We start from the raw sequence: 25417 nt of genomic DNA, 5'->3' as shown, positions 1-25417 counted from the left end.
CCCCGCTTTTTACGCCCCAGATACATGGCGCAGACGGGCGGGACAGGCAATGCCCCCAAGTGTCGGAAATAGGATCAGGCGCCGAAAGCGTTCTCAATCACGTCGATGTGACCTTGCCCGTCCATCAAAGCAACGTCGAAGCGCACATTGGTAAGCGCGCTGTAACCATTGGCATCCATGAATTCCTGCGACGCAAGGCACAACCGTTCCATCTGCCGCCGCGACACGGCCTGCGCCGCACGGGCATGCGAGCGACTTTTCTTGACCTCGACGAACACAAGGCCATCACCATCATCCATGATCAGATCAATTTCGCCGGCCTTGCCAAGCCAGCGTCGTGCCAAAGTCACCCCGCCGCGTTCAAGGTAATGACGTTCAACGCCCTGTTCGGCAGATTGTCCTGCCTGATACGCCAACATCCCGCGCATCGCCTTTTCAGCGGCCTGTCGGGATATCTGCGGATCATGAATGGTCATCGTTTCTCATCTTCATGGCTTGCTGGTAAATCGGGCGCCGTGGCTGCCCCAGCATTTTTGCGACAAAATCGGATGCATCCCGCACCGACATGGTTTTCAGCGCCTCTTCCAAAGCTGTCGTAACATCGGATTCGCTAATATTTTCCGAATGCCCCCGATCAATCAGCACGACGATTTCGCCTTTGGCGGTGTTATCCCCGTAGTACGAGGCTAGCTCGGATAGCGTCCCGCGTCGCGCTTCTTCGAACTTCTTGGTTAATTCGCGACACACCACTGCTTTGCGATCACCGCCCAGCACTTCGGCGGCGTCCCCCAGCATACCTGCAATCCGTTTGGGCGACTCGTAAAACGCCAAGGTTGCCGGAACGCCTGCAAGTTCGGTCAGTGTTTTCTTTCGTGCGCCCGACGCGTTCGGCAGGAACCCCGCGAACAGGAACCGGTCGGTGGGCAAGCCCGCAACCGTGAGCGCCATAATTACCGCAGCCGCCCCCGGCGCGGCGGTGGCTGGATGGCCCTCTTCTATCGCGCCGCGCAACAGATCAAAGCCGGGATCGGAGATCATCGGCGTGCCCGCCTCGGAGGCATAGGCCACGGATTTGCCTTCGGCCAGATCGGCCATGATCCGCGGCCGCATCTTGCCCCCGTTATGATCGTGATAGGCCAATACGGGGCGTCCGTTCAGAGCAATGCCGTGGATTTCCATCAACCGCTTCAAAGACCGCGTATCTTCGGCCGCCAGAACATCTGCATTTGCCAAGATATCCAGACTTCTTAATGTGATGTCCCGAGCGTTGCCAATTGGCGTCGCTACAAGGTAAAGACCGGGCGCGAGGCGCGTGTTGACCGGATTCATTGTTGGACCTGTCCTTCGGCTGTTTTAAGATCAACGTGTCTTACGACGCGGACACCTTCGGCCCCGCGTCATATATCGGGGGATCCATTTTCACCATGCTCAACTGTTTTTCCAAAGCCCGCAAGGCGATCCGCGGCATTTTGACGGCTGGCGCCGTGCTGTCGCTGGCGGCCTGTGACGTCACCATGCTGCCCAGTGGCGGGTCCGATAGCGGCAGCGGTCCGAATCTGAAATCGGGTGAAACCGTTCAGATCGCGCTGCTGATTCCGCAATCCGACCCCAACACCGGCAATATTCCGCAAAGCCTCGAGAACGCGGCGCGTCTAGCGATTACCGAGATCCCGGGCGCAAATATTGAACTGAAAGTATACGACACAGCAGGTCGTGCAGGCACTGCGGCAGCGCAGGCACAGCGCGCAGTTGATGAAGGCGCGAAACTGATCCTTGGCCCGCTCTTTGGTGAAGCCGCCAACGCAGCAGCCGTAGCTGTGGCCGACGAAGGTGTGAATGTTCTGAGCTTCTCGAACAACACCACGATTGCGGGCGGCAACCTGTTCATTCTGGGCTCGACCTTTGACAGCGCCGCCGAACGTCTTGTCAGCTATGGTGCCCGCAACGGCAAAAAGAACATCGCCGTTCTGTATCAGAACAACATAGCAGGCCAGCTTGGCCGCAACGCGATACAGGGTGCGGCAACGCGCAATGGTGGGCAGGTTGTTGCAGCAGAAGGCTATGAGCTGAACACAGAAAGCCTGACCGCCGCAATCGGTCGCGTGAAATCGGCGACATCCGGTGGCACTGCTGACTCGCTTTATCTGACAGACAGCTGGGATGGCGGCCTGTCTGTGGTTCTGCAACTGGCACCGGAACAGGGCGTTTCGCCCGCATCGACGCAATACGCTGGCATCACCCGTTGGGATGTGCGTTCGGACGGTTTCAAACTGCCGGGTATCGAGGGCGCGTGGTTCGCGGTTCCGGACAATGCATCGACCGCCGCCTTTGAGCAGCGTTACGCCGCGCGCTACGGCGCACAACCCCACGCGCTGGCCGGTCTGGCGTTTGATGGCGTCGCCGCCGTGGGCGCACTGCTGAAAAAAGGTCGCAACGACGCTTTGACGCGTTCGGCCCTGACGCAAGGCGCTGGCTTCCAAGGGGCGAGCGGTGTATTCCGCCTGTTGAACAACGGCACGAACCAGCGCGCCATGGGCGTGGCTACCGTGCGGAACCAACAGGTAGTGATCCTTGACCCAGCCCCACGCTCTTTCGGAGGCGCAGGCTTCTGAGCCCGCAACACTTAACAATCCGAACCTAGACCTAATTGCTCCGGTCGAAGATATCTTTGACCGGAGCGCCATCCGCAAAGACCTGTGGGCGGCCATCGAAGACGCAGAAGACGAACGCGCCGTACGCAAGGCCACCGTGGCCGTACTGGGCGCAGCCCGCGACAAGGGCCGCGACGTCATCGCCCAAGCTTTCAAAAACACACCGTTAGAAGCGCACCGCGTGACCCATGCCTATACATGGATCACCGATTGCCTTGTCACCCTGACCTACGAGGTCGCGACAGAACGCCTGCACCGCAACCCCAACCCGACCGAGGGCGAACGTCTGGCGGTTATGGCCGTTGGCGGCTACGGGCGTGGTGAAATGGCGCCCTTCTCGGATGTCGATCTGCTGTTCCTGACGCCCTACAAGGTCACCGCATGGGCCGAGAGCGTGATTGAATCCATGCTCTATATTTTCTGGGACCTGAAGCTGAAGATCGGTCACGCGTCCCGCACGGTCAAAGACTGTATCCGCCTTGGAGCCGAAGATTTCACAATCCGCACAGCGATGCTGGAAAACCGCTATCTGATCGGCCATCGCGCCCTTGCCCGCGATCTGGAAACCAAGCTGTGGCGCGATCTGTTCAAAGGCACCGAAAGCGAGTTCGTCGAAGCCAAGCTGGAAGAGCGTGACGCCCGCCACGAAAAGCAGGGCGGCCAGCGCTATATGGTTGAACCCAACGTGAAAGAGGGCAAAGGCGGCCTGCGCGATCTGCAGTCTTTGTACTGGATCACGAAATACGTCTACCAGATCGACAACACCGAACGGCTTGTGGGCATGGGCGTGTTCCGCCCTGAAGAATATGAAACCTTCCGTCAGGCGGACCAGTTCCTCTGGACTGTGCGCTGCCACCTGCATCTGATCGCCGGTCGCGCGATGGAACAGCTGACCTTTGACATGCAGGTCGAGGTCGCCGCTGCCATGGGGTTCGAGGATCGCGGCGGGCGTCGTGGCGTCGAGGTCTTTATGCAAAGCTATTTCCGCCATGCGACGGCGGTTGGTGATGTAACCCGCATCCTGCTGACATCGCTAGAGGCCGATCACACCAAAGAAGCCCCGCTGATCATGCGGATTTTCAAACGCCAGCCGCGTGTCCGCAAAGGCTTTCAGGTGGTGCACGGACGTATCGCGCCGCAAGACGACAAGGCGTTTTTGGCCGACAAGATGAACATCCTGCGCATCTTTGAAGAAGGCCTGCGTACCGGTCTGCTGGTTCACCCCGATGCGATGCGCCTGATCAAGGCCAACCTGCATCTGATCGACGAAGAGATGCGCAACAACAAAGATGCGCGGAAACTGTTCCTTGATCTGCTGCTGAAACACGGCAACCCCGACCGTGCCCTGCGCCGGATGAACGAACTGGGCGTGTTGTCGGCGTTTATCCCCGAATTCGAACCCATCGTCGCGATGATGCAGTTCAACATGTATCACCACTACACCGTCGACGAACATACGATCCAGTGCATCTGGAACCTGTCCGAAATCGAACACGAACATCTGGTCGAAGAACTGCCCGTTGCGTCTGAAATTCTGAAAGAAGGCGTGAACCGCAAGGTTCTGTACGTCGCGCTGTTGCTGCACGATATCGGCAAAGGCCGCGATGAAGACCACAGCGTTCTGGGGGCACAGATCGCCCGCAAGGTCGCACCGCGACTGGGCCTGTCGGCCAAGGACAGCGCCACCGTGGAATGGCTGGTGCGTCATCACCTGCTGATGTCTGACATGGCGCAAAAACGCGATATCGCCGACCCGCGCACCGTGCGCGACTTTGCCAAGGCGGTACAAACCAAGGACCGTCTGGATCTGCTCTGTGTGCTGACGGTCTGTGACATCCGCGGCGTCGGCCCTGATACGTGGAACAACTGGAAAGCCGCGCTGCTGCGTGCGCTTTACCGTCAGACCCGCCGTGCGCTGGAAACCGGCCTTGAGGAACTGAACCGGGAAAACCGCGGGACCGAGGCGAAAAAGCTGCTGCGGGAAGAATTGGCAGATTGGGACGGCAAAGACATACGCGCCGAAACGCAGCGCCATTATCCGCCCTATTGGCAGGGCCTGCACGTCACCGCGCATGTGGTCTTTGCCAACCTGCTTAAGGATCTGGCCGACGACGAAATCCGCATCGACCTGCACCCGGACGAGGACCGCGACGCGACACGCGCCTGCTTTGCGCTGACTGATCACCCTGGCATCTTCTCGCGTCTGGCTGGCGCCTTGGCTTTGGTTGGTGCGAACGTTGTAGACGCCCGTACCTTCACCACGAAAGACGGCTACGTCACCGCAGCCTTCTGGATTCAGGATGCCGATGGCCACCCCTACGAGGCCGCCCGCCTGCCCCGTCTGCGCGACATGATCCGCAAGACACTGATGGGCGAGGTTGTGGCGCGCGAAGCGATCAAGTCGAAGGACAAGATCAAGAAACGCGAACGCGCCTTCAAGGTGCCGACATCTATCACCTTCGACAACGAAGGGTCGGAAATCTACACAATCATCGAGGTGGATACCCGCGACCGGCCCGCGCTGCTGTATGATCTGACGCGCACCTTGGCGAACCAGAACATCTACATCGCCTCGGCGGTGATCGCGACATATGGCGAACAGGTGGTCGACAGTTTCTATGTCAAAGACATGTTCGGGCTGAAAATGTATGCGGAAGGCAAACAGCGGTCTCTGGAAAACAAGCTGCGCGAAGCGATCGCAGCAGGCTCTGAACGGGCGCTGACCTAAGGATCGGCGGGCGGCTTACCAGCCGCCCAATGCCCGCTCGTGTTCGGGTAGATCGTTGAACGCAATCATCGGGCGCGCCATTTCACCGTAGCCCGACAGGGTCGAGTTGCGCTGAAGCGCCGGAAACAGATCATAGATTTCAGCCGACTTCTTCTGATCCATCGCGTGAAGCGTTGTTTCGGTCGGATAAAAGCTTTCTGCCGGAGCGGCGTTGGCAAACATGATTTCGTGTTGGTCGAACATGATGTGCACGTAGGTCACCGTTTTGATGCCCTCGGCCACGCGGGCCTTACCACCCGGCATGCAGGCCAGATCCATCGCACGTACCAGATACTCATCCCCGTTACGGCGGCGCATGACGACACCGTGCAAGGGCGAGACAAGCATACGCTGGCTGGAGTTGATCACACCACGGCTTAGCGAGATGGGCTTAAGGTAGGGCGCACGTGACAGCGTATTGGCGTCGAGTGTCTTGGAACCAGCCCACACAATCGGCTTGATGCCGTTGTCACGGGTTTGCACCAGATCGCCGGGGCGCAAATATTCGATCGGAATTTCACCACGGGGCGTCAGAATCTGTGTTCCGGCCGCGAAACACACCATTCCGGATTGCTCCGAAAACGGTGATAAAGTTGCTGCATACGCGTTTTTCTTGCGATCTCTGGGCACAGGAAATTCGAAATCCTGTACATCAAAGTCCAGCTTTTGTGCGTTTGAGAAGTCCACTGCTAAACCTGCCTATTACCCACCAAAAACAATCGGCGCAGGTTACAAACTGTTACCCGTTACCGAGCAAAGCACGTGTCAGTCTTATTATTGTTTCCCCAAACAGAGCTTAGGACAGACTGTGCCTTAGCAAGTTCTATGAATGGCGGTGAAGCTGGGCGAACAACGATCAGAAGTGTGACCATTTTTTGTCTTTTGATACCAATTCGCTCTTTTGGCTGGCACTTGGCGAAACCCGCACTACCTGCGCGGGTCTCGCATTCCTGAAAGCGAAATATATCAGGCGTCGACTTCGACTTTCCCGATCGGGTTCGAACAACATGCGAGAATATAACCGCTTTCGATATCCTCGTCCGAAATCCCGCCGCTGTGCACCATGTGCACATCACCGGACAGTTTCTTGACCTTGCACGTGCCGCAGACCCCGAATGTACAGCCATAAGGGATGCGTACCCCTTCCGTCCGCGCAGCAGACAGAATTGTGTCGTTTTCCGGCAAGGTCGTGGTGACGCCCGAACGGGCAAAGGACACCTCTGCCATGACGGATTCCTGCGGGACGACGTCGTCGATGTCCGCCTCGGGGGCCAATGCTGCGGCAGGGGCCTGAAAGCTTTCCTGATGGTAGCGGTTCATGTCAAAGCCCAGCGCGTTCAGACTGTCGCGCACGACCTGCATGAATGGCTCCGGTCCGCAGCAATAGACATCGCGTTCCAGATAGTCCGGCGCAATCAGACCAATCATCAGCTGGTTGAAACGGCCCTGATAACCCGTCCAGACAGACCGCGGGTCTTCTTCTTCGACAAGAAACGACAAGCGCAGACCATCCACTCGGCTGGCCATATGTTGCAGACGTTCACGGAAAATCAGGTCGGACGGCTTTTGCGCACAGGCGATGACCCGTGCATCGGGTTCGTCGCCCAAGTCGTACAGGTAAGTCGCCATGGACATCATCGGTGTAATGCCCGACCCCGCCCCGATGAAAAGGTATTTGCCCTTGGGGTTTTCCGGCAGAGTAAAGACACCCGACGGGCCATAGGCCTTGATCTTCATGCCCGGACGCAGGTTGTCCAGCATCCAGCGCGTGCCGATGCTGTCGGGCTGGGCCTTAACCGTGACGCTGATGTTCAATGGCCGCGACGGGCTGGACGACAGCGTATAGGTCCGCGACAGCGGCCCGCCCGGCACTGGTAGCTCAAGCGTGATGAACTGCCCAGGCTTATAATCGAACCACGCCCCCGACGGCGCGCGGAACGCGAATGTTGCGACGTTCCGCGTTTCCGGAATGACCATGGCGCATTCCAGTTCCTCGGCGTCTGTCCAAGGTCCGTTTTTCTTTTGTGCTCCGGCCATCAAATCATTCCGCTGCAAAGAGTTTCCGGCCCGTCAGGCGACGGGTCATGGTGTCTGCGTACCAGTCGACAAACTGGATCACGCCGCTTTCCTGAACAGTGGAATACGGTCCGGGTTCGTAGGCGGGCGAATTGATGCCTTTCTGGTTTTCCTCAACGATGGCACGGTCTTCATCGTTGGTGTGGGTCCAGACATCGGTCAGGCGCTCCATTTCGTAATCCACGCCCTCTTCGGCGTCTTTTCTGACGATCCAGAAGGTTGTGACCTCGGTTTCGGTTGTGCTGATGGGCAGCATCCGGAACATCATGACCACGTCGGACAGGAAGTGGTTCCATGTGTTCGGGTAGTGGAAGAACAAAAGCGAGCCCGCATCGCGGAACGGCACAGTGCCCAGCGTCTTTTCGCAGGACGGGCCACCATCCATCGTGTAGCTGACAGATTTGCCCAACAGCGGCACGCGCACCAGACGCCACTGGCTATCGGGCGCAATAACAAAGCGCGACGGCAGGCCAGCGTCTTCGCAGCGCGACAGGTGCTTTTCGATCACCGGATCGGCGATGCCGTCACCGTTACCCGCGATGTTCGGGTTGTCATCGAACGTCACACACAGCGCAGGGTGCGAGCCCGAGCAGTGATAGCATTCGCGATTGTTTTCCATCACCAGCTTCCAGTTCGCCTGTTCGACGATGCTGCTGGTGTGCGCCACCTTGCAGTTATCAAGCCCGTGCGGCGCGAAGTAACGCTTGGTGTTTTCCTCGACCTTATCGAACGCAGGCGCTTCATCGGCCAGACAGATAAAGATCATGCCCCCTGCATCGCGGCAATGAACGGTTTTCAGGCCGTGTTGCGACGGATCGAAATCATCGCCCATCTCGCGCGCCCAAAGAAGCTTGCCGTCCAGATCGTAGGTCCACTGGTGATAAGGGCAGACCAGTTTTGGCGACGAGCCCATACCGGGTTTGCACAGGCGCGACCCACGGTGGCGGCAGGCATTGTGGAACGCGCGGATCACGCCGTCGTTGCCGCGTACGATGATCACACCGTAATCGCCGATTTGCAGCGCGATATGGTTGCCCGCCTTGGGCAGCGCACAGGCGGGTGTCGCGAAAATCCAGTCGCTGTACCAGATGTGATGCATATCCACATCGTGCATCGCAGGGTCCACATAGACATCGCGCGGCAGCGAGTGGTTCGGCTTTCGCCGCATCAGGTGGGACAGCATGTCAGAATCTTTAAGCATGGGAGGAGTCCTTAACTTCACGCGATCCGGTCACAGGTCTTTGACCAGTCGCAGGGCATCATTAATTGCAGCATGGGTGTTGCGGGCGGATACGGCATCGCCGATCCGGAACAATTGGAACTGGCCATCGGGGTTTGTGGCGATGGCCTGCGGACGGCCGTTGATCAGCGCTTCATGATCCACCGCGCCAAGGTTCGACGACAGCGGTTTCAGATCGAAATAGAGATCATCCAAGGGCAGCGTGCCATGGTTCACAACGATCTGGTCGAAATCACGCTCCAACCCCAGATCGCCATAATCGCTGTCGATCACCGCCATCAAACGGTTGCCGTCACGGCGCACGGATGTCAGGCGATAGGTGACGGTGAAGGTTGTCTTCAGCTTTTGCAGGCTGCGCATATAGGGCGTCAGGTTCATGCCCATGACCTCGGGCGCAAAGCTGCGGTCCGGTGTCATGATCTCGACCTCGGCACCCGATTGCGCGATCACTTCGGCGGCTTGCAGACCTGCGTGGTCGCCCGCGTCGTCGTAGACCAGCACCTTGGACTCCGGCTTCACATCGCCCGACAGGATGTCCCATGTGGACACAACCAGATCGTTGCCCCCTTTCAGAACATCGGTGTTGGGCATGCCGCCCGTGGCCACGATCACCAGATCGGGGTTCAGGGCGGTCACATCTTCGGCCTCGGCCCAAGTGTTGAACCGAAATTCCACATCCCGCGCGGCACATTGCGCCATGCGCCAGTCGATGATCGAAATCATCTCGCGTCGGCGGGGGCTTTGCGCGGTCAGGCGGATTTGTCCGCCCGCGTCGCCCGCGGCCTCGAACACGGTCACATCATGCCCGCGTTCTGCGGCAACGCGCGCGGCCTCTAGCCCGCCGGGGCCGGCGCCAATGATCACCACTTTGCGCGCGGTCTCTGCGCGGGGAATGTCGTGCGGCATCGTCAGTTCGCGACCCGTGGCCGCGTTATGGATGCACAGCGCCTCGCCGCCCTGATAGATGCGGTCCAGACAGTAGGTCGCGCCGACGCAAGGACGGATATCATCCTCACGCCCCTCGACAATCTTCCGCACGATATGCGGATCGGCCATGTGCGCGCGGGTCATGCCGACCATATCCAACAGGCCAGCCGACACCGCATGGCGCGCTGTCGCTACATCAGGGATCTTAGAGGCATGGAAGGTCGGCAATCCGATCTCGGACCGGATGCGTCCGGCAAAATCCAGATGCGGGGCGTTCTTCATACCCTGCACAGGGATCACATTGGTCAGCGCCGCGTCGGTATCGATACGGCCGCGAATGACGTTCAGGAAATCGACCTGACCGGTGTCCTTCAGACGCCGCGCGATCTCAAGCCCCTCGTCAGGTGTGATGCCGCCTTCGATGGTCTCGTCCGCCGTAAAGCGCAGACCCACGATAAACTCCGGCCCCACCCGTTCGCGGATCGCGTTCAGAACGTCGTAGGTAAAGCGCATCCGGTTGTCCAAAGATCCGCCATAAGGCGCATCCAATTCGTTCAACCGTGGCGACCAGAAGGCATCCATCAAGTGGCCGTAGGATTCGATCTCGACCCCGTCGAGCCCTGCCGCCTGCATCCGTTCCGCCGCATCGGCATAATCGGTGATGATGCGCGCGATGTCCCAATCTTCCAGCTTCTTGGGAAACGCCCGATGCGCCGGTTCCCATTCATGCCCTGTGGACACTGACGGCAACCAATCGCCCTTGTTCCATCCGGTCCGGCGGCCCAGATGCGTCAGTTGGATCATCACCGCGCAGCCGTGTTCGTGGCAGGCATCGGCCAGTTCGGCCATCCACGGCACGACCTCGTCCTTATAGGCAAGGATATTGTTGAACGACGGCGGGCTGTCGCGCGACACAATCGCGGATCCTGCTGTCATCGTCAGCGCGACACCGGCCTTAGCGCGTTCCTGATGGTAGGCGCGATAGCGTTCCTTTGGCAGACCATCGACCGGATAGGCCGGTTCGTGGCTTGTGGTCATGATTCGATTCTTCAGCGTCAGATGCTTGAGCTGATAAGGCTGCAAAAGGGAATCATTCGACATGGCGCTATGCTTTGCTGGACGGAGGACTGGCGCCCCTAAACAGGGTGGCCTCCCCAAAACTGCCAGACCCGTGTCAAGCGACGCGCTTATCCGCGACACGGTCGGGTTCAATTGCGACGCTTATTTGCAACGCTCATTTATCGCACCTTTCAGATGCCGGTTTTTTGCGCAGAATTCGAACAGCAAAAGTTACCGAAGTTTCTTGCATTAAAGCCCAAAAGATTCGCGCCTTATCCGACTTGAGCACGAGAGTTCCAGACCCTGATTGTCGAAAAAATCGAAAAAATTTCACCTGTCGGAAGATACAAGATATTGACGCGACCGCCCCTAGGGATACTATCAGCGGTGTTCTAGCAGCGGCAGCACACGCCGTCGTGAAAAGGGAAGACCGGTGAAAATCCGGCACTGCCCCCGCAACTGTGAGTGGTGAGTTTTATGCCCATAATCCACTGGCGCTAAGGCGCTGGGAAGGCGGGCAAAAAACGACCGAGCCACAAGTCAGGAGACCGGCTGGAACACAACAGATTACGACCACGAACGGAGGGTTCGGGGCGCTGGTTCCTTGTGAGCTATAGGCGGTTTTTCTGCCCGGCACCCGTGTCCTGCGATCAAAAAACCGACAGGCAGAGGGGCCCACAATGACAATCACAGTTTACTCCAAACCGGCATGCGTTCAGTGCACAGCAACCACCCGCGCACTTGAAGCTAAAGGCATCGAATTCGACGTGGTCGATCTGACAGAAGACGACGACGCGATGGAGCGTGTGACCGATCTTGGCTACCGTCAGGCCCCCGTTGTGATTGCCGGCGACGCGCATTGGTCCGGCTTCCGTCCCGACCTGATCGGCTCTTTGGCCTGATCCGTCAGGACCGATGTCGGCGCTGGTTTATTTTTCATCCCGCTCGGGAAATACCGCACGTTTTGTGGAACGGCTGGAACTGCCCGCCTTCCGCATCCCGCGCGATCCCGACGGTGCGATGCCAGCGCCCACCACACCTTTTGTTTTGGTCACCCCCACATTCGCAGATGGCGAAGGGCGCGGGGCGGTCCCAAAACAGGTGATCCGGTTCCTGAACGCCCCTGAACGTCGCGCCGGATTGCGCGGCGTTATCGCAGGCGGCAACCGGAATTTCGGCGCGACCTACGCGCTGGCGGGGGAAGTGATTTCCCGCAAATGCAATGTTCCCGTGCTCTACCGGTTCGAACTGGCTGGCACTGATACCGACATCGCCCGCGTGAAAGCCGGGCTGGACAAATTCTGGAGAACGGAATGCTTGATCACGGCCTGAACGGCACACAGGATTACCACGCGCTGAACGCGATGCTGAACCTTTACGACGAGGACGGCAAAATCCGTTTTGATGCCGACCGTATGGCCGCGCGTCAGTATTTCCTGACTCACGTCAATCAGAACACCGTCTTTTTCCATTCGCTGGAAGAGAAGCTGGGGTACCTGGTGGACGAAGGCTATTACGAGGCAGAGGTTCTTGATCAATATGATCGCACCTTCGTCCACCAATTATGGAACGCGGCTTTCGCGAAAAAGTTCCGCTTCCCGACATTTTTGGGCGCATTCAAATATTACACCGCCTACACGCTGAAAACGCGTGACGGCAGCCGCTATCTGGAACGCTACGAAGACCGCGTTTGCATGGTCGCGCTGGCGCTGGCACGCGGCGACGAAAAACTGGCCACACGCCTGATGGAAGAAATCCTCTCGGGCCGCTTCCAGCCTGCGACACCAACATTCCTGAACGCCGGTAAGAAAAGCCGTGGCGAGCTGATCTCGTGCTTCCTGCTGCGTCTGGAAGACAACATGGAATCCGTTGGCCGTTCCATCAACTCGGCCCTTCAGCTGTCCAAGCGCGGCGGCGGTGTGGCGTTGATGCTGACCAACCTGCGCGAAGCGGGTGCGCCGATCAAAGGCATCGAAAACCAGTCGTCCGGCGTGATCCCGATCATGAAGCTTCTGGAAGACAGCTTTTCCTATGCCAACCAGTTGGGCGCGCGTCAGGGTGCCGGTGCAGTTTACCTGAACGCCCACCACCCCGACATTCTGCGCTTCCTTGATACAAAGCGCGAAAACGCCGACGAAAAGATCCGCATCAAGACGCTGTCCTTGGGCGTGGTCATTCCCGATGTGACGTTCGAACTGGCGAAGAAAAACGAGGACATGTACCTCTTTTCGCCGCATGACGTGGAAAAAGTCTATGGTGTGCCGTTCTCGGAAATCTCGGTCACCGAGAAATACGCCGAGATGGTCGATGATGGCCGCATCCGCAAGAAAAAGATCAACGCCCGCGAATTCTTCCAGACGATTGCGGAAATCCAGTTCGAGTCCGGCTATCCCTACATCATGTTCGAAGACACGGTGAACCGCGCCAACCCCGTTGAGGGCCGCATCACCATGTCGAACCTGTGTTCGGAAATCCTGCAGGTGAACGAGGCATCCGAGTTCAACGATGACCTCAGCTACAGCCATCTGGGCACAGACATTTCCTGTAACCTCGGGTCGCTGAACATCGCGAAAACCATGGACGGGCCTGACTTTGGCGCGACCGTGGAAACCGCTGTGCGCGCCCTGTCCGCTGTGTCGGAAATGTCGGCGATCGACTCGGTCCCGTCTATCCGCCGCGGCAACGATGAAAGCCACGCGATCGGTCTGGGCCAGATGAACCTGCACGGTTATCTGGCGCGTGAAAACGTTCACTATGGCAGCGCGGAAGGCATTGAGTTCACGTCTGTTTACTTTGCCGCGATCACCTACCACGCGATCCGTGCATCCAACATTCTGGCGCGTGAACGGGGCGAAAGTTTCAAAGGGTTCGAGAAGTCGAAATACGCCGACGGCACCTATTTCGAGAAATACACAACCCGCGACTGGCTGCCGACCTCGGACAAAGTGACCGAGCTATTCGCAGGCATCGAGCTGCCCACGCGCGATGACTGGGCCAAGCTGGCCAAGGACGTGGCCGAACACGGGCTGTATAACCGCAACCTTCAGGCGGTGCCGCCCACAGGCTCGATCAGCTACATCAACAACTCGACCTCTTCGATCCACCCCATCGTGTCCAAGATCGAAATCCGCAAAGAGGGCAAAATCGGCCGCGTCTACTATCCGGCGGCCTACATGAACAACGAGAACCTCGAATACTACCGCGATGCTTATGAAATCGGCCCCGAGGCGATCATCGACACCTATGCCGCTGCGACCGAACACGTCGATCAGGGCCTGTCCCTGACGCTGTTCTTCCCCGCCGAGGCCACGACCCGCGACATCAACCGCGCGCAAATCTATGCGTGGAAGAAGGGCATCAAAACCATCTACTACATCCGCCTGCGCCAGGAAGCCCTTGAAGGGACCGAAGTGCAGGGCTGTGTTTCCTGCTCGCTCTGAGGACCGGCTATGAAAGATCTTGCATCCCCGACCATCCCCCGCGCCATCAACTGGAACCGGTTGGAAGACGACAAAGACCTTGAGGTCTGGAACCGTCTGACCGTGAACTTCTGGCTGCCGGAAAAGGTGCCGCTGTCCAACGATGTCCAAAGCTGGGCCACCCTGACCGAAAAAGAACAGCAACTGACGATCCGTGTCTTCACCGGTCTGACGCTGCTCGACACGATCCAGAACACCGTGGGCGCCCCTGCCCTGATGCCCGATGCGCAGACGCCCCATGAAGAGGCCGTTCTGACCAACATCGCCTTCATGGAAGCGGTGCACGCACGGTCCTATTCGTCGATCTTCTCGACCCTGTGTTCGACACGCGAAGTGGACGCGGCCTTCCGCTGGTCCGAGGAAAACGAACACCTCAGCGCCAAAGCGGCTCTGATCCTTGATAAATACGATGCCGTCGCAGACCCGATGAAGCGCAAGATTGCTTCGGTCTTCCTGGAAAGCTTCCTGTTCTATTCGGGCTTCTATCTACCGATGTACTGGTCCAGCCGCGCCAAGCTGACCAACACCGCCGACCTGATCCGCCTGATCATCCGCGACGAAGCGGTGCACGGCTATTACATCGGCTACAAATTCCAGCGCGCGTTGGAAAAACTGTCGGACGAACGCAAGGACGAACTGAAGGACTTTGCCTTTGGCCTGATGTTCGAACTCTACGAGATCGAGTGCAAATACACAGCCGAGCTTTATGACGACATCGGCCTGACCGAAGACGTCAAAGCCTTCCTGCACTACAACGCGAACAAGGCGTTGCAGAACCTCGGGTACGAGGCCCTGTTCCCGCCCGCACTGTGCGAAGTGAACCCCGCCATTCTGGCCGCCCTGTCGCCGGACAGCGAAAACCACGACTTCTTCTCGGGCTCGGGGTCGTCCTATGTGATCGGCAAGGCCGTCGCCACCGAAGACGAAGATTGGGATTTCTGATCAGTCTCTGATCATCGGCGCATAACCGCGACCCAAATGACAAACGGCCCGTTGCAGCAATGCGACGGGCCTTTTTAGTGCCTGCGCAATGGGGTATCTGTGGTCAGAATTCTTGGGGCAGGACCGCAGTTTATGAAACCCATTCGCCTGATTTCCGGCGTCATGACCGTAGGCTTTTGGACATTGGCCAGCCGTGTGCTGGGCGTGGTGCGGGAAATCTTTCTGCTGGCGCTGATCGGCCCCGGCCCCGTGCTGGATGCCTTTGTCGCGGCCTTCCGCCTGCCCAACATGTTCCGCCGCCTGTTTGCCGAGGGCGCGTTCAACGCGGCCTTTGTCCCGATGTTTTCGCGCAAATACGAGGGCGGCGAAGACCCCCTGAAATTCGCCCGCGATGCGATGAACGGTTTGGGCTTTGTCCTGCTGATCCTGTCGGCCTTGGCGATGATCTTCATGCCCGCGCTGGTCTATGCCACGGCCAGCGGGTTCGAAGGCGACGCGCGGTTTGATCTGACGGTCGGCTATGGCCGGATCATGTTCCCCTACATTCTGTTTATCTCGCTCGCTGCGCTGTTTTCCGGCGCACTGAACGCCACAGGCCATTTCGCGGCAGCCGCAGCAGCGCCTGTCTTGCTGAACTTCTTTGTCATCACGGCGTTGGTTGGCGCGCAACTGTTCGGGGCCGAGGCGATCACGCTACTGGTCTGGACCGTGCCGCTGGCAGGCATTGCGCAACTGGTGCTGGTCTGGGTCGCGGCAGAGCGTGCGGGCGTAAAGCTTCGCCCTGGTCGCCCGCGCTGGACCGATGACATGCGCAACTTGGTGCGCGTGGCGATCCCCGCCGCGCTGGCTGGTGGCGTTATGCAGATCAACCTGCTGGTCGGCCAGCAGGTTGCCTCGCAATTCGATAAGGCCGTGGGCTGGCTTTATGCCGCCGACCGTCTGTATCAACTTCCCTTGGGCGTGGTGGGCATTGCGGTGGGCATCGTTCTGCTGCCTGACCTGTCCCGCCGCCTGAAAGCCGATGACACCGCAGGCGGGCGCGCGGCGTTTTCCCGCGCCGGTGAAATCGCGCTTGCCCTGACGATCCCTGCCTCTGTCGCGCTGATCGTGATCCCGCTGCCCATCGTGTCGGTCCTGTTCGAACGCGGCGCAACCAGCGCCAATGACTCGGCCGCCATCGCGCTGGCGGTCGCGATCTACGGCTTGGGCCTGCCAGCCTTCGTGCTGCAAAAGGTGCTGCAACCGCTGTTCTTTGCCCGCGAAGACACCAAGACGCCCTTCCGCTATGCGCTGGTGGCAATGGTGGTGAACGCCGCCCTAGCGATCGGCCTTGCCCCCTATCTGGGCTGGATCGCACCGGCCATTGCCACAACGACCGCAGGCTGGGCCATGGTGTTCCTGCTGATGATCGGCGGGCGCCGCATGGGCGAGGTCGCGCGTTTCGACGAACGTTTCCGTAAGCGCGTGATCCGCATCTGCATTGCCTCGCTCGCCATGGGCGGGCTGCTTTGGGCCGCACTTTGGGCGCTGACGCCGCTGCTCAATGCTGCTGGCTGGCGCTATCCCGCTCTGGTCATTCTGATCATGGCTGGTATCGTCAGCTACGGCCTGATCGGCCAAGCGGTGGGGGCGTTCCGGTTGTCTGAATTTGCCTCGGCCTTCAAACGGAAGAAAGGCTAGGCATGGCGATCACCCCGCTGATCACAGCATCAGAAGCATACCCCGCGCTTGAACAACTGGTGGCCAATGCCGAACAGGAACTGATCCTGTCGTTCCGCATCTTCGATCACAAGACACCCATCATGTCGCCCGATCTGCTGGAACGCGGACTGAACACATGGGCCGATCTGATCCACTGGGTGGCCCGCAAAGGCGTGGCAATCCGCATTATCCTGAGCGATTTTGATCCGGTCTTTACCCCGCAACTGCACCGCTCGGCTTGGCTACACGCAACCGGCTTTGCCGACGGGATCGAAGGCGACGCGCAAATCCTATGCGCGCCCCATCACCAGAAAGTCGGCAAAGCGTGGACGACCCTTCTCTGGCCGATGATCCGCCGCCGTATGCGTATTCTGCGGGACGCTGACAGCAACCGCCTGACCCCTGTTCAGCGCGAGGTTCTGCGATCCGGTCCGATGCTGCGCCCTGCGACACTGCACCAGAAATGCGCGGTCGCGGGTGGCGAACACTGCATCATCGGCGGGATCGACGTGAACCCTCGTCGCTATGACGACAACAACCATCAGGGCGATGCGGAACAGACGTGGCATGATGTGTCGCTTCAGATCGACGGGCGCTTTGCGGATGCCCTGCGCAGCCATCTGATCGACACGTGGAACGCCGCGCTGGACCACGGGCAGGCACGATCCGTCGGAAGCAAAGCCTATCCGATCAAGCTGACCAATCGCCCCCAGACGACCGAGGACCTGCGCCTTTTGCGCACCGTGTCATTGCCGCGCGACGGGGCCTTTGCCTTTGGGCCGCGCCACCACATCACCGAAAACGAAGATGTGCTGATTAAGGAGCTGAAGACGGCCAAGGATCACATCTACATCGAAACCCAGTTCCTGCGGCACAAACCCGTGGCAGACGCCATTCTGGCCGCAGGTAGCGCATCGTCCGTGTTGCAGCTGATCATCGTCATGCCGCCCGAGCCCGAGCGCATTCTGTTTGACGGGCACACTGGCTGGGACGCACGCCATGCCCACGCGTTGCAATCGCGCCTGCTGCACCGGTTGCGCGATGCCTTCGGCGACCGTCTGGCGCTGATTTCACCGGCCCAACCGGAACGCGCCCCTGAGGACATGAATGGCGAGCTTGAGGCCGCAGGCCCTGTTTACGTGCATTCCAAGGTCACGCTGATTGATGGCCGTCTGGGCATTGTCGGGTCGGCCAACCTGAACGGACGGTCCCTGCGCTGGGATACCGAAGCCTCGGTTGCTTTCACCGATCCCGATCTGATCCAGACCATTCAGTCACGTCTGGCACGTAAATGGCTGGGGATCGACGGCGATTTGCCGGACGTAACCCGCGCGAACGTCTGGAACGAAGCCGCACAAAAGAACGCAGCGCTTTCGCCGGAAGAGCGCGCAGGCTTTGTCCTGCCCTACCCGCTAACCCGCGCGCGCAAGTTTTCGCGGCTTATGCCGATCCTGCCCAACGATATGTTCTAGGGATTACCGTTCGCGGATGCGGTTCAGAAGGTGCTGGAAGCCACCGGGCACCAGCAGAACAGACAGCGCGAAACCGGTGACAAAGCCCACGACCTCGGCCACCCAATAATATCCAACGGTCACGAACAGCCCGAAGATCAGCTGCAATGCCAGCAGCACGCCGATCAGCGAAAACGCACGGATTTGCGATTCACCCAAGGCCCCCAGCCGCAGCCACAGCAAATAGGTAAACGCCCCGATCAACCCGTAGACAGCCGGAAACGCGCCGATCAGGGGCGGTTGCCCCACTGGCAGCGCAGCATATGCCAAACCACCCGCCACCGCGCAGGCGAAAAAGATCGCAACCATGCGCACCGGCCCCATGACCTCGGCCACCATCTTGCCCAGCGCCAGAAGCATCACGCAGGCAAACAGCGTTGATGTGAAGGCCCCGTGGATAAAGGGATAGGTGAAAAACCGCATGACATGTTCCGCAGGATAGCGGCCCGTGCCCCACATCCATTTCACCACGTCACCGAAAAACCCGTATTTCTCGACCGCCGCAATGCGCCAGCCCACCGCCGACGGCCCACCGACCAGCCCTTTTGATCCCAGATAGAAGGCGATCTCGACGCCCGCGATGATCAGAAACAGCGCCACTACAACCGGCGGGATCGGGTTTACGGGGGCTGCGTTATGGTCGTGTGTCATGGTCGCTCGCTTGACGGGGTTTCGCCCCATGGGTAAGCCCTCGGACACAATAACACCAGATGGAGAACGCCCATGACCGAGGGGGTCCAAACCTCTCCCGCTTTCACGCCGCGTGTTTTCTCAGGCATCCAACCCTCGGGTGGCCTGACGCTCGGCAATTATCTTGGCGCGCTCAAGCGCTTTGCAGACACCCAGAACAAGGGGATTGAATCGATCTATTGCATGGTCGATCTGCACGCGATCACCGTCTGGCAGGATCCGGCCAAGCTGGCCCATGCCACACGCGAATTGTGCGCAGGCTTTATTGCCTCGGGCATCGATCCGGAAAAATCGATCCTGTTCAACCAAAGCCAAGTGCCCGAACACGCGCAGCTTGCGTGGATCTTCAACTGTGTCGCACGCATGGGCTGGATGAAGCGCATGACCCAGTGGAAGGACAAGGCCGGTAAGAACCAGGAAAACGCGTCTTTGGGCCTGTTTGCCTATCCGGCGCTGATGGCGGCAGACATTCTGCTGTATCACGCGACGCATGTGCCCGTGGGCGAAGATCAAAAACAGCACCTTGAACTGACACGCGACATCGCGATCAAGTTCAACAATGACTTCGGTGTTGAATTCTTCCCTGTGACCGAACCGGTGATCGAAGGCGCGGCCACGCGTGTGATGTCGCTGCGGGACGGATCCAAGAAGATGTCGAAGTCCGATCCATCGGACATGTCGCGCATCAACCTGACCGATGACGCCGACGCCATCGCCACCAAAATCCGCAAGGCGAAAACCGACCCCGAGGCTCTGCCTTCGGAAGTGGACGGTCTCGAAGGCCGCCCCGAGGCGCGCAACCTTGTGAACATCTACGCCGCCCTGTCCGACCAAACCGTCGAACAAGTTCTGGCCGATGTCGGTGGCAAGCAGTTTTCGGAATTCAAACCGATGCTGTCGGAACTGGCCGTCACCAAGATGACGCCGATCTCATCCGAGATGGCGCGTCTGATGGAACATCAGGACGAAATCGATGCAATCCTGCGTCGTGGTTCGGAACGCGCCCGCGAAATCGCGTCGCCTATTCTGGCCAAGACGTATGAAATCGTCGGCATGGTGCGCTGATCACCATTCCCTGAAACGAAAAAAGGCCCGGAAGATCCGGGCCTTTTTTGTATCTTGATGAACCTGCTTAGGTCGGATCCTGGACCACGATTTCAGGTTCGCCTTCAGGCTCTGGCTGCGGTGCGGGGTCGTCATCATCCTTGCCTTCGATATTGGCAAAGCCGACACCGAACTGCGCGTTGCGCTGCAAGAAGTCATAGCCCAGCATGCCCACGCCGTTTTCAAAGTTATAGCCAACGGCCACACCTGCGCCGAACTGATTGCTCGTCGGATAGAACGTACCCGTCAGACCGCCTGTGAACTCTTCCTCAGTGTTGTCCGACCAGACACCTGCCGTGATGCCGATGCCGCTTGCATTCTGTCCACCAAAATTAAATGTGACGCCAAGGCTGAACGCCGGATCAGCCGCTACCGGCTGTGCAATCGCAGTTGCCGCAGCAATTGCGGCCAGAATTTTAAGTTTCATGTATCTAAGCTCCTAAAAACACGGGAAAGATACCCGTCAAAGGTGTGTCCGTCAAATATGGAATGTGTCTACCGGTGTAAACCGGCAGCATTACACTGACCGCATTTTTGCATCATGTACTCCTCTGACTGGAAGACCTTTCACGACACTCTAACTCTGCCCTATGGCCGACAACACGCACCCTGACACATCCGCCGTTCCGTCAACCCGCCTCGCGCGCGCAGCCCGCATGGGCGGATTGGGCGGCACGCTTTTGGGATCGGTCGTCGCAGGCGGGGCGCAAAGCCTGTTGGCAGGCCGCAAACCGCGGCTTTCCGATCTGGTCCTGACGCCCGCAAATGCCCGACGCATCACAGATGAACTGTCCAAAATGCGCGGCGCGGCCATGAAGCTGGGTCAGTTGCTGTCGATGGATACCGGCGACGTGCTGCCGCCCGAACTGTCCGACATCTTCGCCCGCCTCAGGGCACAGGCCCACCACATGCCACCGGCGCAGCTGAAAACGGTCCTGATCCGCAATTGGGGCCCCGATTTCCTGCGCAGATTCCGCAAATTTGACGTCCGCCCCATTGCCGCAGCCTCCATCGGGCAGGTCCACCGCGCCACCACCAAAGACGGACGCGAACTGGCGATCAAGATGCAATACCCCGGCATTCGCAACAGCATCGACAGCGATATTCGCAACCTTGGTTCAGTGATGAAGCTTTCAGGATTGCTGCCCAAAGGGATCGATATTGATGCCCTTCTGGAAGACGCCCGCCAACAGCTGCACGAAGAAGCCGACTACAGCCAAGAGGCCCGCGCCATGAGGGCCTACGCCGATGCGCTGTCAGATGATCCCCGCTTTGTCGTCCCAAGTCCCGCAACCGATCTTTCGACCCAAGACATCCTTGCCATGGATTTCATCGATAGTGTTCCGATTGAGGCGATGGCAACCGCGCCGCAGAACATCCGCGACAGTATCATCGAAGACCTGATCACACTGACCTGCCGCGAACTCTTTGACCTTGGCACGATGCAGACCGATCCCAATTTCGCGAACTTTCGCTACCAGCCGGAAACCGACCGCATTGTCCTGCTGGATTTCGGCGCCACTCGCCGCTTCCCTGACCAACGGATCGCCGAATACCGCCAACTGCTGTCCACCGCCCTGTCCGGCGACCGCGCTCAGCTACATGCCGCCGCGCTGAACGCGAATTACCTGACGCCCGACACCGCCGATCACCACACCACCCGCGTTCTGGACCTGATGGAAACCGCCACCGCACCGCTGAGAAGCGACCAGCCCTTCGACTTCGCAACCTCACCGCTCGCCCGTCAAATGACCGAAGCTGCCCAGGATTTTGCAAAAGATCGCAACTTTGCCGTCGCGCCCCCCACAGACACGCTGTTCCTGCACCGCAAAGTGGCGGGTCTTTACCTGCTGGCCGCACGGCTGGGCGCAAAACTTCCCCTGCGCCCCATCCTCACGTCCGGTCTTGCGCTGTCAGCGCCTTCCGCAACCGCCGCAGCGACGCCCATACAATCACCCGATGCGCAATCCCCACAGGGATCATGTAAGCGCGACCAAACCAGTTATGGGTCACCACAGACGACGTGATGCGATAGCGCGTGCCCTCAACCGTCAGGGTCGTCATCACATCCAGATGCTGGTCTCGCGCGGTCAGCACCAACATGTCTGGCGCGCTATGCTCGACCAGAAAGAAATCTAGGTGGTCGCCGACCTGCACGTCCGTCATCTGCTTACCGGAAAACCCCGCAATCCTTTGCACGCCGAACATCGCGGAAATCCCGTCGCGGATATCAAACGCCAACTGTAAAAACGGATTGGGCGCACCAGTGATGATGTTCCACCCCTCCAGCGGCGTCACAGCCACCGGCAAATCGACAAAAGCTGTGTGATAATAATCAAGCGCATCTCTGGGCCCCAAAAGCCCCTGATCGGCAGAGATATCCATAATAATCCCCGAAAAATCATTCCTCTAAACGCCATCAGACAATCACGGCCCCACCACACGCACAACCGACGCAAATCGCCACACCCCACACCAAAAGCGCCAGATCCGAGGGACGCGCCAACAGGCGTGGCCCGAGATAAACCTGCGTGCGGGCGCAAGCCCGCACTCCACAAAAACAACCCCATTTCCCGTCTGGACCTTCCCATCCAAGGCCCCTAGCCTCCGCCCCGAACAAGGGAGGCGCACCATGGCAACCGGTAAAAACATCCGCACCTATTTCAACGGCGCTTGGCACGATGGCGACCTGCCCGTGATGCGCGCCGCCGATCACGGGTCATGGCTGGGCAGCTCGGTGTTTGACGGCGCCCGCTTCGTGAATGGGTTGATGCCCGATCTCGATCTGCACTGCGAACGGGTCAACCAATCCGCCCGCGCGCTGATGATCACCCCGACCGTGGACACCAACACCATGGTCGAGATCGTCAAAGAGGGCTTACGCGCCTACGCCCCGGGTGCCGCGGTCTATATCCGTCCGATGTATTGGGCGATCCACGGCGATGCCTCGGCGATCATGCCAGCGCCCGACGCCACCGGTTTCGCACTCTGTCTTGAAGAAATCCCCATGGCCCCCGACACGGCCTCGGTCACACTGGGCCGCACCCGCTTCCGCCGACCTGTGCTTGAAGACGCGGTGGTCAACGCCAAGGCCGGATGCCTCTATCCCAACAACGCCCGCATGCTGGCCGACGTCCGCGCCCGCGGCTTTGGCAATGCGCTAGTGGCCGACGCCCTTGGCAATGTCGCCGAAAGCGCCACAGCCAATGTCTTTATGGTGCGCGACGGCGTGGTCCAGACGCCGGTCGCCAACGGCACTTTCCTCGCCGGTATCACCCGTGCCCGTCACATCGCCAACCTGCGCGCCGATGGGGTCGAGGTGCAGGAATGCGTCCTCGGCTTTCAGGACTTCGCAGAAGCCGACGAGGTCTTCCTGTCCGGCAATATGAACAAGGTCACCGCCGTCACAGGCTTCGAAGACATCTCCTACCAGACCGGCCCCATGACCAAACGCGTGCGCGAACTCTACTGGGACTGGGCCGCAAGTTCCTGATCTCATTGTAGTAGACAGGCCCCAACCCCTTCGCCATGATGCGACAGGAACAGGAGGGCTAAACCACATGCGCAAGTTTCTTGTCGTGCTCGACGACAGCCGCGAATGCCTGAACGCCATGCGCTTTGCCGCCATGCGCGCATCGCACACCGGCGGTGGTGTTGCGATCCTGTCGATCATCCCGCCGGATGAATTCAACCACTGGATCGGCGTCGGTGACATCATGCGCGAAGAAGCCCGCGAACGGATCGAGGCCCACTTCGAGGTCTTCGCCAAATGGATGCGCGATAAGCAAAGCGTCGATCCCGAACTGGTCATCCGCGAAGGCGATCCGGTCAGCGAAATTCTGGCCCAGATCAAGGACGATGCCGAAATCGGCGTGCTGGTTCTTGGCGCAGGCACCGACAAAAAAGGCCCCGGCCCATTGGTCACCCAACTGACCCGCAACTCCGGCAGCCTGCCCATCCCGATCACCATCGTTCCGGGCGATCTGTCCAAAGAACAACTCGAAGCGATCACCTGACGCGCGCCGCCAGACACGGGGCACCCACCCGAGGGTCCGGCCACAGGCAGGACCCGAGATAAACCTGCGTGCGGTCGCACGACCGCACCCCGTATCACAGTTTAGAATGATTCCAAACCTTGACGGACCCGCCCTGCACAAGCATATAGAGGGCGAACCCAGAAAGGCTGCGCATCATGTTCATCCAGACAGAATCGACCCCGAACCCCGCAACGCTTAAGTTCCTGCCGGGCCAGACCGTGCTAGAGGTTGGCACAGCTGATTTCCCGACAGCCGACGGCGCAGGCGCATCTCCGCTGGCCACACGCCTGTTCGAAGTTGCAGGCGTCCGTGGCGTTTTCTTCGGCAATGACTTCGTGACCATCACAAAAGCAGATGACGTGGATTGGGACCACATGAAGCCCGCCGTCCTTGGCGCGATCATGGAACACTTCCAGTCCGGTCAGCCTGTGATGGCCGACGATGCCCAGCCGCAATCCGGCCACGCAGACCACGACGGCGAAAACGCCGAGGTTGTGGGCCAGATCAAGGAACTGCTCGACACCCGCGTGCGCCCTGCTGTGGCACAGGACGGTGGCGACATCACCTTCCACGGCTTTGAACGCGGCGTGGTGTATCTGCACATGCAAGGTGCCTGCGCGGGTTGCCCGTCTTCGACACTGACCCTGAAAATGGGCATCGAAAACCTGCTGCGCCACTACATCCCCGAAGTGACCGAGGTCCGCCCCGTTGGCGTCTAAGCCTCTCACACTCGGCTTTGATACATCGGCCGCGCATTGCGCGGCCGCTTTGTTACGGGGTGATGAAATCCTCGCCGCAACCGCAGAAGATATGGGGCGTGGACAGGCCGAAAACCTGATGCCGCTGATCGAAGACATGCTGTCTGGCGCAGACGTGACATGGGCCGATCTGGACCGCATTGGCGTGGGCGTCGGCCCCGGCAACTTTACCGGTATCCGCATCTCTGTATCCGCCGCACGTGGTCTGGCTCTGGCCTTGGACATTCCCGCGATTGGTGTGTCGACGTTTGAGGCGATCACACAGATCGACGCCAAGGCAACGCCCGCCGTCCCCGCCCCGCGCGATCATGTGTATGTCATGCACCTTGGCCCCGAACCGCAACTGCTGCCAATCGCAGACGCCCAAGAAACCGCGCCTCTGACCCTGCCGCCTGCGCCGCGCGAACTGGCCATTGCCATCGCCCAAGTGGCCGCCACGGCAATGCCGGGTGCCTCGCCCGCGCCGATGTACATC

General features: G+C 59.4%; 22 protein-coding genes, 1 pseudogene and 1 riboswitch. Of the genes and pseudogenes, 14 read left to right on the top strand and 9 right to left on the bottom strand.

What is annotated here, in order from left to right:
• Positions 1–74: 74 nt before the first annotated feature.
• On the bottom strand, positions 75–476 hold the full coding sequence (locus AC4FIA_RS15690) for a YraN family protein (protein WP_490366629.1): 402 nt from the start codon (positions 474–476) through the stop codon (positions 75–77).
• Positions 463–1329, bottom strand: coding sequence for a 16S rRNA (cytidine(1402)-2'-O)-methyltransferase (gene rsmI, locus AC4FIA_RS15685; protein WP_490366628.1), 867 nt, complete (start codon positions 1327–1329; stop codon positions 463–465). Before rsmI ends, AC4FIA_RS15690 begins: the two co-directional genes overlap by 14 nt.
• A 95-nt stretch (positions 1330–1424) precedes the next feature.
• On the opposite strand from rsmI, the gene AC4FIA_RS15680 reads away from it, so the two are divergent.
• On the top strand, positions 1425–2612 hold the full coding sequence (locus AC4FIA_RS15680) for a penicillin-binding protein activator (protein WP_490366627.1): 1188 nt from the start codon (positions 1425–1427) through the stop codon (positions 2610–2612).
• The gene (locus tag AC4FIA_RS15675) at positions 2572–5379 is read left to right on the top strand and encodes a [protein-PII] uridylyltransferase (protein ID WP_490366626.1); all 2808 of its coding nucleotides are present in this window, start codon (positions 2572–2574) and stop codon (positions 5377–5379) included. Before AC4FIA_RS15680 ends, AC4FIA_RS15675 begins: the two co-directional genes overlap by 41 nt.
• A gap of 15 nt (positions 5380–5394) precedes the next feature.
• Here AC4FIA_RS15675 and AC4FIA_RS15670 read toward each other — a convergent pair whose 3' ends face one another.
• From AC4FIA_RS15670 to AC4FIA_RS15655, 4 genes are all read right to left on the bottom strand, one after another.
• Entirely contained in the window at positions 5395–5982 is a 588-nt protein-coding gene (locus AC4FIA_RS15670; protein ID WP_490366625.1) for a Hint domain-containing protein, read from the bottom strand.
• A 402-nt stretch (positions 5983–6384) separates the two neighbouring features.
• A complete protein-coding gene (locus tag AC4FIA_RS15665; protein ID WP_103911341.1) occupies positions 6385–7455 on the bottom strand; it encodes an FAD-binding oxidoreductase in 1071 nt (356 codons plus the stop codon).
• 4 nt (positions 7456–7459) lie between these two features.
• A complete protein-coding gene (locus AC4FIA_RS15660) occupies positions 7460–8695 on the bottom strand; it encodes an aromatic ring-hydroxylating oxygenase subunit alpha (RefSeq protein ID WP_490366624.1) in 1236 nt (411 codons plus the stop codon).
• A 30-nt stretch (positions 8696–8725) separates the two neighbouring features.
• Positions 8726–10762: an oxidoreductase gene (locus AC4FIA_RS15655; protein WP_490366623.1), complete on the bottom strand. Its 2037-nt coding sequence runs from the start codon at positions 10760–10762 to the stop codon at positions 8726–8728.
• A gap of 334 nt (positions 10763–11096) precedes the next feature.
• Positions 11097–11291, top strand: a riboswitch (cobalamin riboswitch).
• A gap of 109 nt (positions 11292–11400) precedes the next feature.
• Here AC4FIA_RS15655 and nrdH point away from each other — a divergent pair.
• The 6 genes from nrdH to AC4FIA_RS15625 all read left to right on the top strand — a co-directional run bounded on the left by nrdH (position 11401) and on the right by AC4FIA_RS15625 (position 18314).
• Positions 11401–11622, top strand: a complete 222-nt coding sequence (nrdH, locus tag AC4FIA_RS15650) for a glutaredoxin-like protein NrdH (protein ID WP_103911344.1) — start codon at positions 11401–11403, stop codon at positions 11620–11622.
• 13 nt (positions 11623–11635) lie between these two features.
• Positions 11636–12052: a class Ib ribonucleoside-diphosphate reductase assembly flavoprotein NrdI gene (gene nrdI / locus AC4FIA_RS15645; RefSeq protein WP_488048450.1), complete on the top strand. Its 417-nt coding sequence runs from the start codon at positions 11636–11638 to the stop codon at positions 12050–12052.
• Positions 12034–14160, top strand: coding sequence for a class 1b ribonucleoside-diphosphate reductase subunit alpha (gene nrdE / locus AC4FIA_RS15640; RefSeq protein WP_490366622.1), 2127 nt, complete (start codon positions 12034–12036; stop codon positions 14158–14160). The genes nrdI and nrdE overlap by 19 nt, the downstream gene beginning before the upstream one ends.
• 9 nt (positions 14161–14169) lie before the next feature.
• Positions 14170–15141 carry a class 1b ribonucleoside-diphosphate reductase subunit beta gene (gene nrdF, locus AC4FIA_RS15635; protein WP_488048452.1) on the top strand — a complete coding sequence of 324 codons (972 nt, stop codon included), beginning with the start codon at positions 14170–14172 and terminating at the stop codon, positions 15139–15141.
• Between the two features lie 132 nt (positions 15142–15273).
• Positions 15274–16821, top strand: coding sequence for a murein biosynthesis integral membrane protein MurJ (gene murJ / locus AC4FIA_RS15630; protein ID WP_490366621.1), 1548 nt, complete (start codon positions 15274–15276; stop codon positions 16819–16821).
• Between the two features lie 2 nt (positions 16822–16823).
• Complete coding sequence (locus tag AC4FIA_RS15625) at positions 16824–18314, top strand: phospholipase D family protein (protein ID WP_490366620.1); 1491 nt, start codon at positions 16824–16826, stop codon at positions 18312–18314.
• A 3-nt stretch (positions 18315–18317) separates the two neighbouring features.
• On the opposite strand, the gene AC4FIA_RS15620 is transcribed toward AC4FIA_RS15625, so the two are convergent.
• Positions 18318–19004 (bottom strand): rhomboid family intramembrane serine protease, encoded by a 687-nt coding sequence (locus AC4FIA_RS15620; protein ID WP_490366619.1) that lies wholly within the window; start codon positions 19002–19004, stop codon positions 18318–18320.
• Between the two features lie 72 nt (positions 19005–19076).
• On the opposite strand from AC4FIA_RS15620, the gene trpS reads away from it, so the two are divergent.
• Complete coding sequence (gene trpS, locus AC4FIA_RS15615) at positions 19077–20108, top strand: tryptophan--tRNA ligase (RefSeq protein ID WP_490366618.1); 1032 nt, start codon at positions 19077–19079, stop codon at positions 20106–20108.
• A gap of 67 nt (positions 20109–20175) precedes the next feature.
• On the opposite strand, the gene AC4FIA_RS15610 is transcribed toward trpS, so the two are convergent.
• On the bottom strand, positions 20176–20574 hold the full coding sequence (locus tag AC4FIA_RS15610) for a hypothetical protein (RefSeq protein ID WP_490366617.1): 399 nt from the start codon (positions 20572–20574) through the stop codon (positions 20176–20178).
• Positions 20575–20737: 163 nt separating this feature from the next.
• On the opposite strand from AC4FIA_RS15610, the gene AC4FIA_RS15605 reads away from it, so the two are divergent.
• Positions 20738–22174 carry an ABC1 kinase family protein gene (locus AC4FIA_RS15605; protein WP_490366616.1) on the top strand — a complete coding sequence of 479 codons (1437 nt, stop codon included), beginning with the start codon at positions 20738–20740 and terminating at the stop codon, positions 22172–22174.
• Here AC4FIA_RS15605 and AC4FIA_RS15600 read toward each other — a convergent pair.
• Positions 22149–22532, bottom strand: a pseudogene (locus tag AC4FIA_RS15600) (DUF2867 domain-containing protein); the annotation flags it as partial. The gene AC4FIA_RS15605 and the pseudogene AC4FIA_RS15600 sit on opposite strands and share 26 nt — an antisense overlap.
• 247 nt (positions 22533–22779) lie before the next feature.
• Between AC4FIA_RS15600 and AC4FIA_RS15595 the strand changes: the two are divergent.
• From AC4FIA_RS15595 to tsaB, 4 genes are all read left to right on the top strand, one after another.
• Positions 22780–23640: a branched-chain amino acid aminotransferase gene (locus AC4FIA_RS15595; protein WP_490366615.1), complete on the top strand. Its 861-nt coding sequence runs from the start codon at positions 22780–22782 to the stop codon at positions 23638–23640.
• 67 nt (positions 23641–23707) lie between these two features.
• Positions 23708–24163, top strand: coding sequence for a universal stress protein (locus AC4FIA_RS15590; RefSeq protein ID WP_103911355.1), 456 nt, complete (start codon positions 23708–23710; stop codon positions 24161–24163).
• Between the two features lie 176 nt (positions 24164–24339).
• A complete protein-coding gene (locus AC4FIA_RS15585; RefSeq protein WP_103911356.1) occupies positions 24340–24903 on the top strand; it encodes a NifU family protein in 564 nt (187 codons plus the stop codon).
• The coding region (gene tsaB / locus AC4FIA_RS15580; RefSeq protein WP_490366614.1) for a tRNA (adenosine(37)-N6)-threonylcarbamoyltransferase complex dimerization subunit type 1 TsaB at positions 24893–25417 on the top strand (525 nt) is incomplete at its 3' end. The genes AC4FIA_RS15585 and tsaB, both read left to right, overlap by 11 nt.

The organism is Thalassococcus sp. (assembly GCF_982780845.1).
The sequence above is the reverse complement of the archived record's forward strand: the minus strand, read 5'-3'. Positions and strand labels throughout refer to the sequence as shown.

What these genes read in the sequence shown, in the direction of transcription:
- AC4FIA_RS15690 (WP_490366629.1), bottom strand. Translation starts at nt 476, where the DNA reads ATGACCATTCATGATCCGCAGATATCCCGACAGGCCGCTGAAAAGGCG.
- rsmI (WP_490366628.1), bottom strand. Translation starts at nt 1,329, where the DNA reads ATGAATCCGGTCAACACGCGCCTCGCGCCCGGTCTTTACCTTGTAGCG.
- AC4FIA_RS15680 (WP_490366627.1), top strand. Translation starts at nt 1,425, where the DNA reads ATGCTCAACTGTTTTTCCAAAGCCCGCAAGGCGATCCGCGGCATTTTG.
- AC4FIA_RS15670 (WP_490366625.1), bottom strand. Translation starts at nt 5,982, where the DNA reads ATGGTGTGTTTCGCGGCCGGAACACAGATTCTGACGCCCCGTGGTGAA.
- AC4FIA_RS15665 (WP_103911341.1), bottom strand. Translation starts at nt 7,455, where the DNA reads ATGGCCGGAGCACAAAAGAAAAACGGACCTTGGACAGACGCCGAGGAA.
- AC4FIA_RS15660 (WP_490366624.1), bottom strand. Translation starts at nt 8,695, where the DNA reads ATGCTTAAAGATTCTGACATGCTGTCCCACCTGATGCGGCGAAAGCCG.
- AC4FIA_RS15655 (WP_490366623.1), bottom strand. Translation starts at nt 10,762, where the DNA reads ATGTCGAATGATTCCCTTTTGCAGCCTTATCAGCTCAAGCATCTGACG.
- nrdH (WP_103911344.1), top strand. Translation starts at nt 11,401, where the DNA reads ATGACAATCACAGTTTACTCCAAACCGGCATGCGTTCAGTGCACAGCA.
- nrdI (WP_488048450.1), top strand. Translation starts at nt 11,636, where the DNA reads ATGTCGGCGCTGGTTTATTTTTCATCCCGCTCGGGAAATACCGCACGT.
- nrdE (WP_490366622.1), top strand. Translation starts at nt 12,034, where the DNA reads ATGCTTGATCACGGCCTGAACGGCACACAGGATTACCACGCGCTGAAC.
- nrdF (WP_488048452.1), top strand. Translation starts at nt 14,170, where the DNA reads ATGAAAGATCTTGCATCCCCGACCATCCCCCGCGCCATCAACTGGAAC.
- murJ (WP_490366621.1), top strand. Translation starts at nt 15,274, where the DNA reads ATGAAACCCATTCGCCTGATTTCCGGCGTCATGACCGTAGGCTTTTGG.
- AC4FIA_RS15625 (WP_490366620.1), top strand. Translation starts at nt 16,824, where the DNA reads ATGGCGATCACCCCGCTGATCACAGCATCAGAAGCATACCCCGCGCTT.
- AC4FIA_RS15620 (WP_490366619.1), bottom strand. Translation starts at nt 19,004, where the DNA reads ATGACACACGACCATAACGCAGCCCCCGTAAACCCGATCCCGCCGGTT.
- trpS (WP_490366618.1), top strand. Translation starts at nt 19,077, where the DNA reads ATGACCGAGGGGGTCCAAACCTCTCCCGCTTTCACGCCGCGTGTTTTC.
- AC4FIA_RS15610 (WP_490366617.1), bottom strand. Translation starts at nt 20,574, where the DNA reads ATGAAACTTAAAATTCTGGCCGCAATTGCTGCGGCAACTGCGATTGCA.
- AC4FIA_RS15605 (WP_490366616.1), top strand. Translation starts at nt 20,738, where the DNA reads ATGGCCGACAACACGCACCCTGACACATCCGCCGTTCCGTCAACCCGC.
- AC4FIA_RS15595 (WP_490366615.1), top strand. Translation starts at nt 22,780, where the DNA reads ATGGCAACCGGTAAAAACATCCGCACCTATTTCAACGGCGCTTGGCAC.
- AC4FIA_RS15590 (WP_103911355.1), top strand. Translation starts at nt 23,708, where the DNA reads ATGCGCAAGTTTCTTGTCGTGCTCGACGACAGCCGCGAATGCCTGAAC.
- AC4FIA_RS15585 (WP_103911356.1), top strand. Translation starts at nt 24,340, where the DNA reads ATGTTCATCCAGACAGAATCGACCCCGAACCCCGCAACGCTTAAGTTC.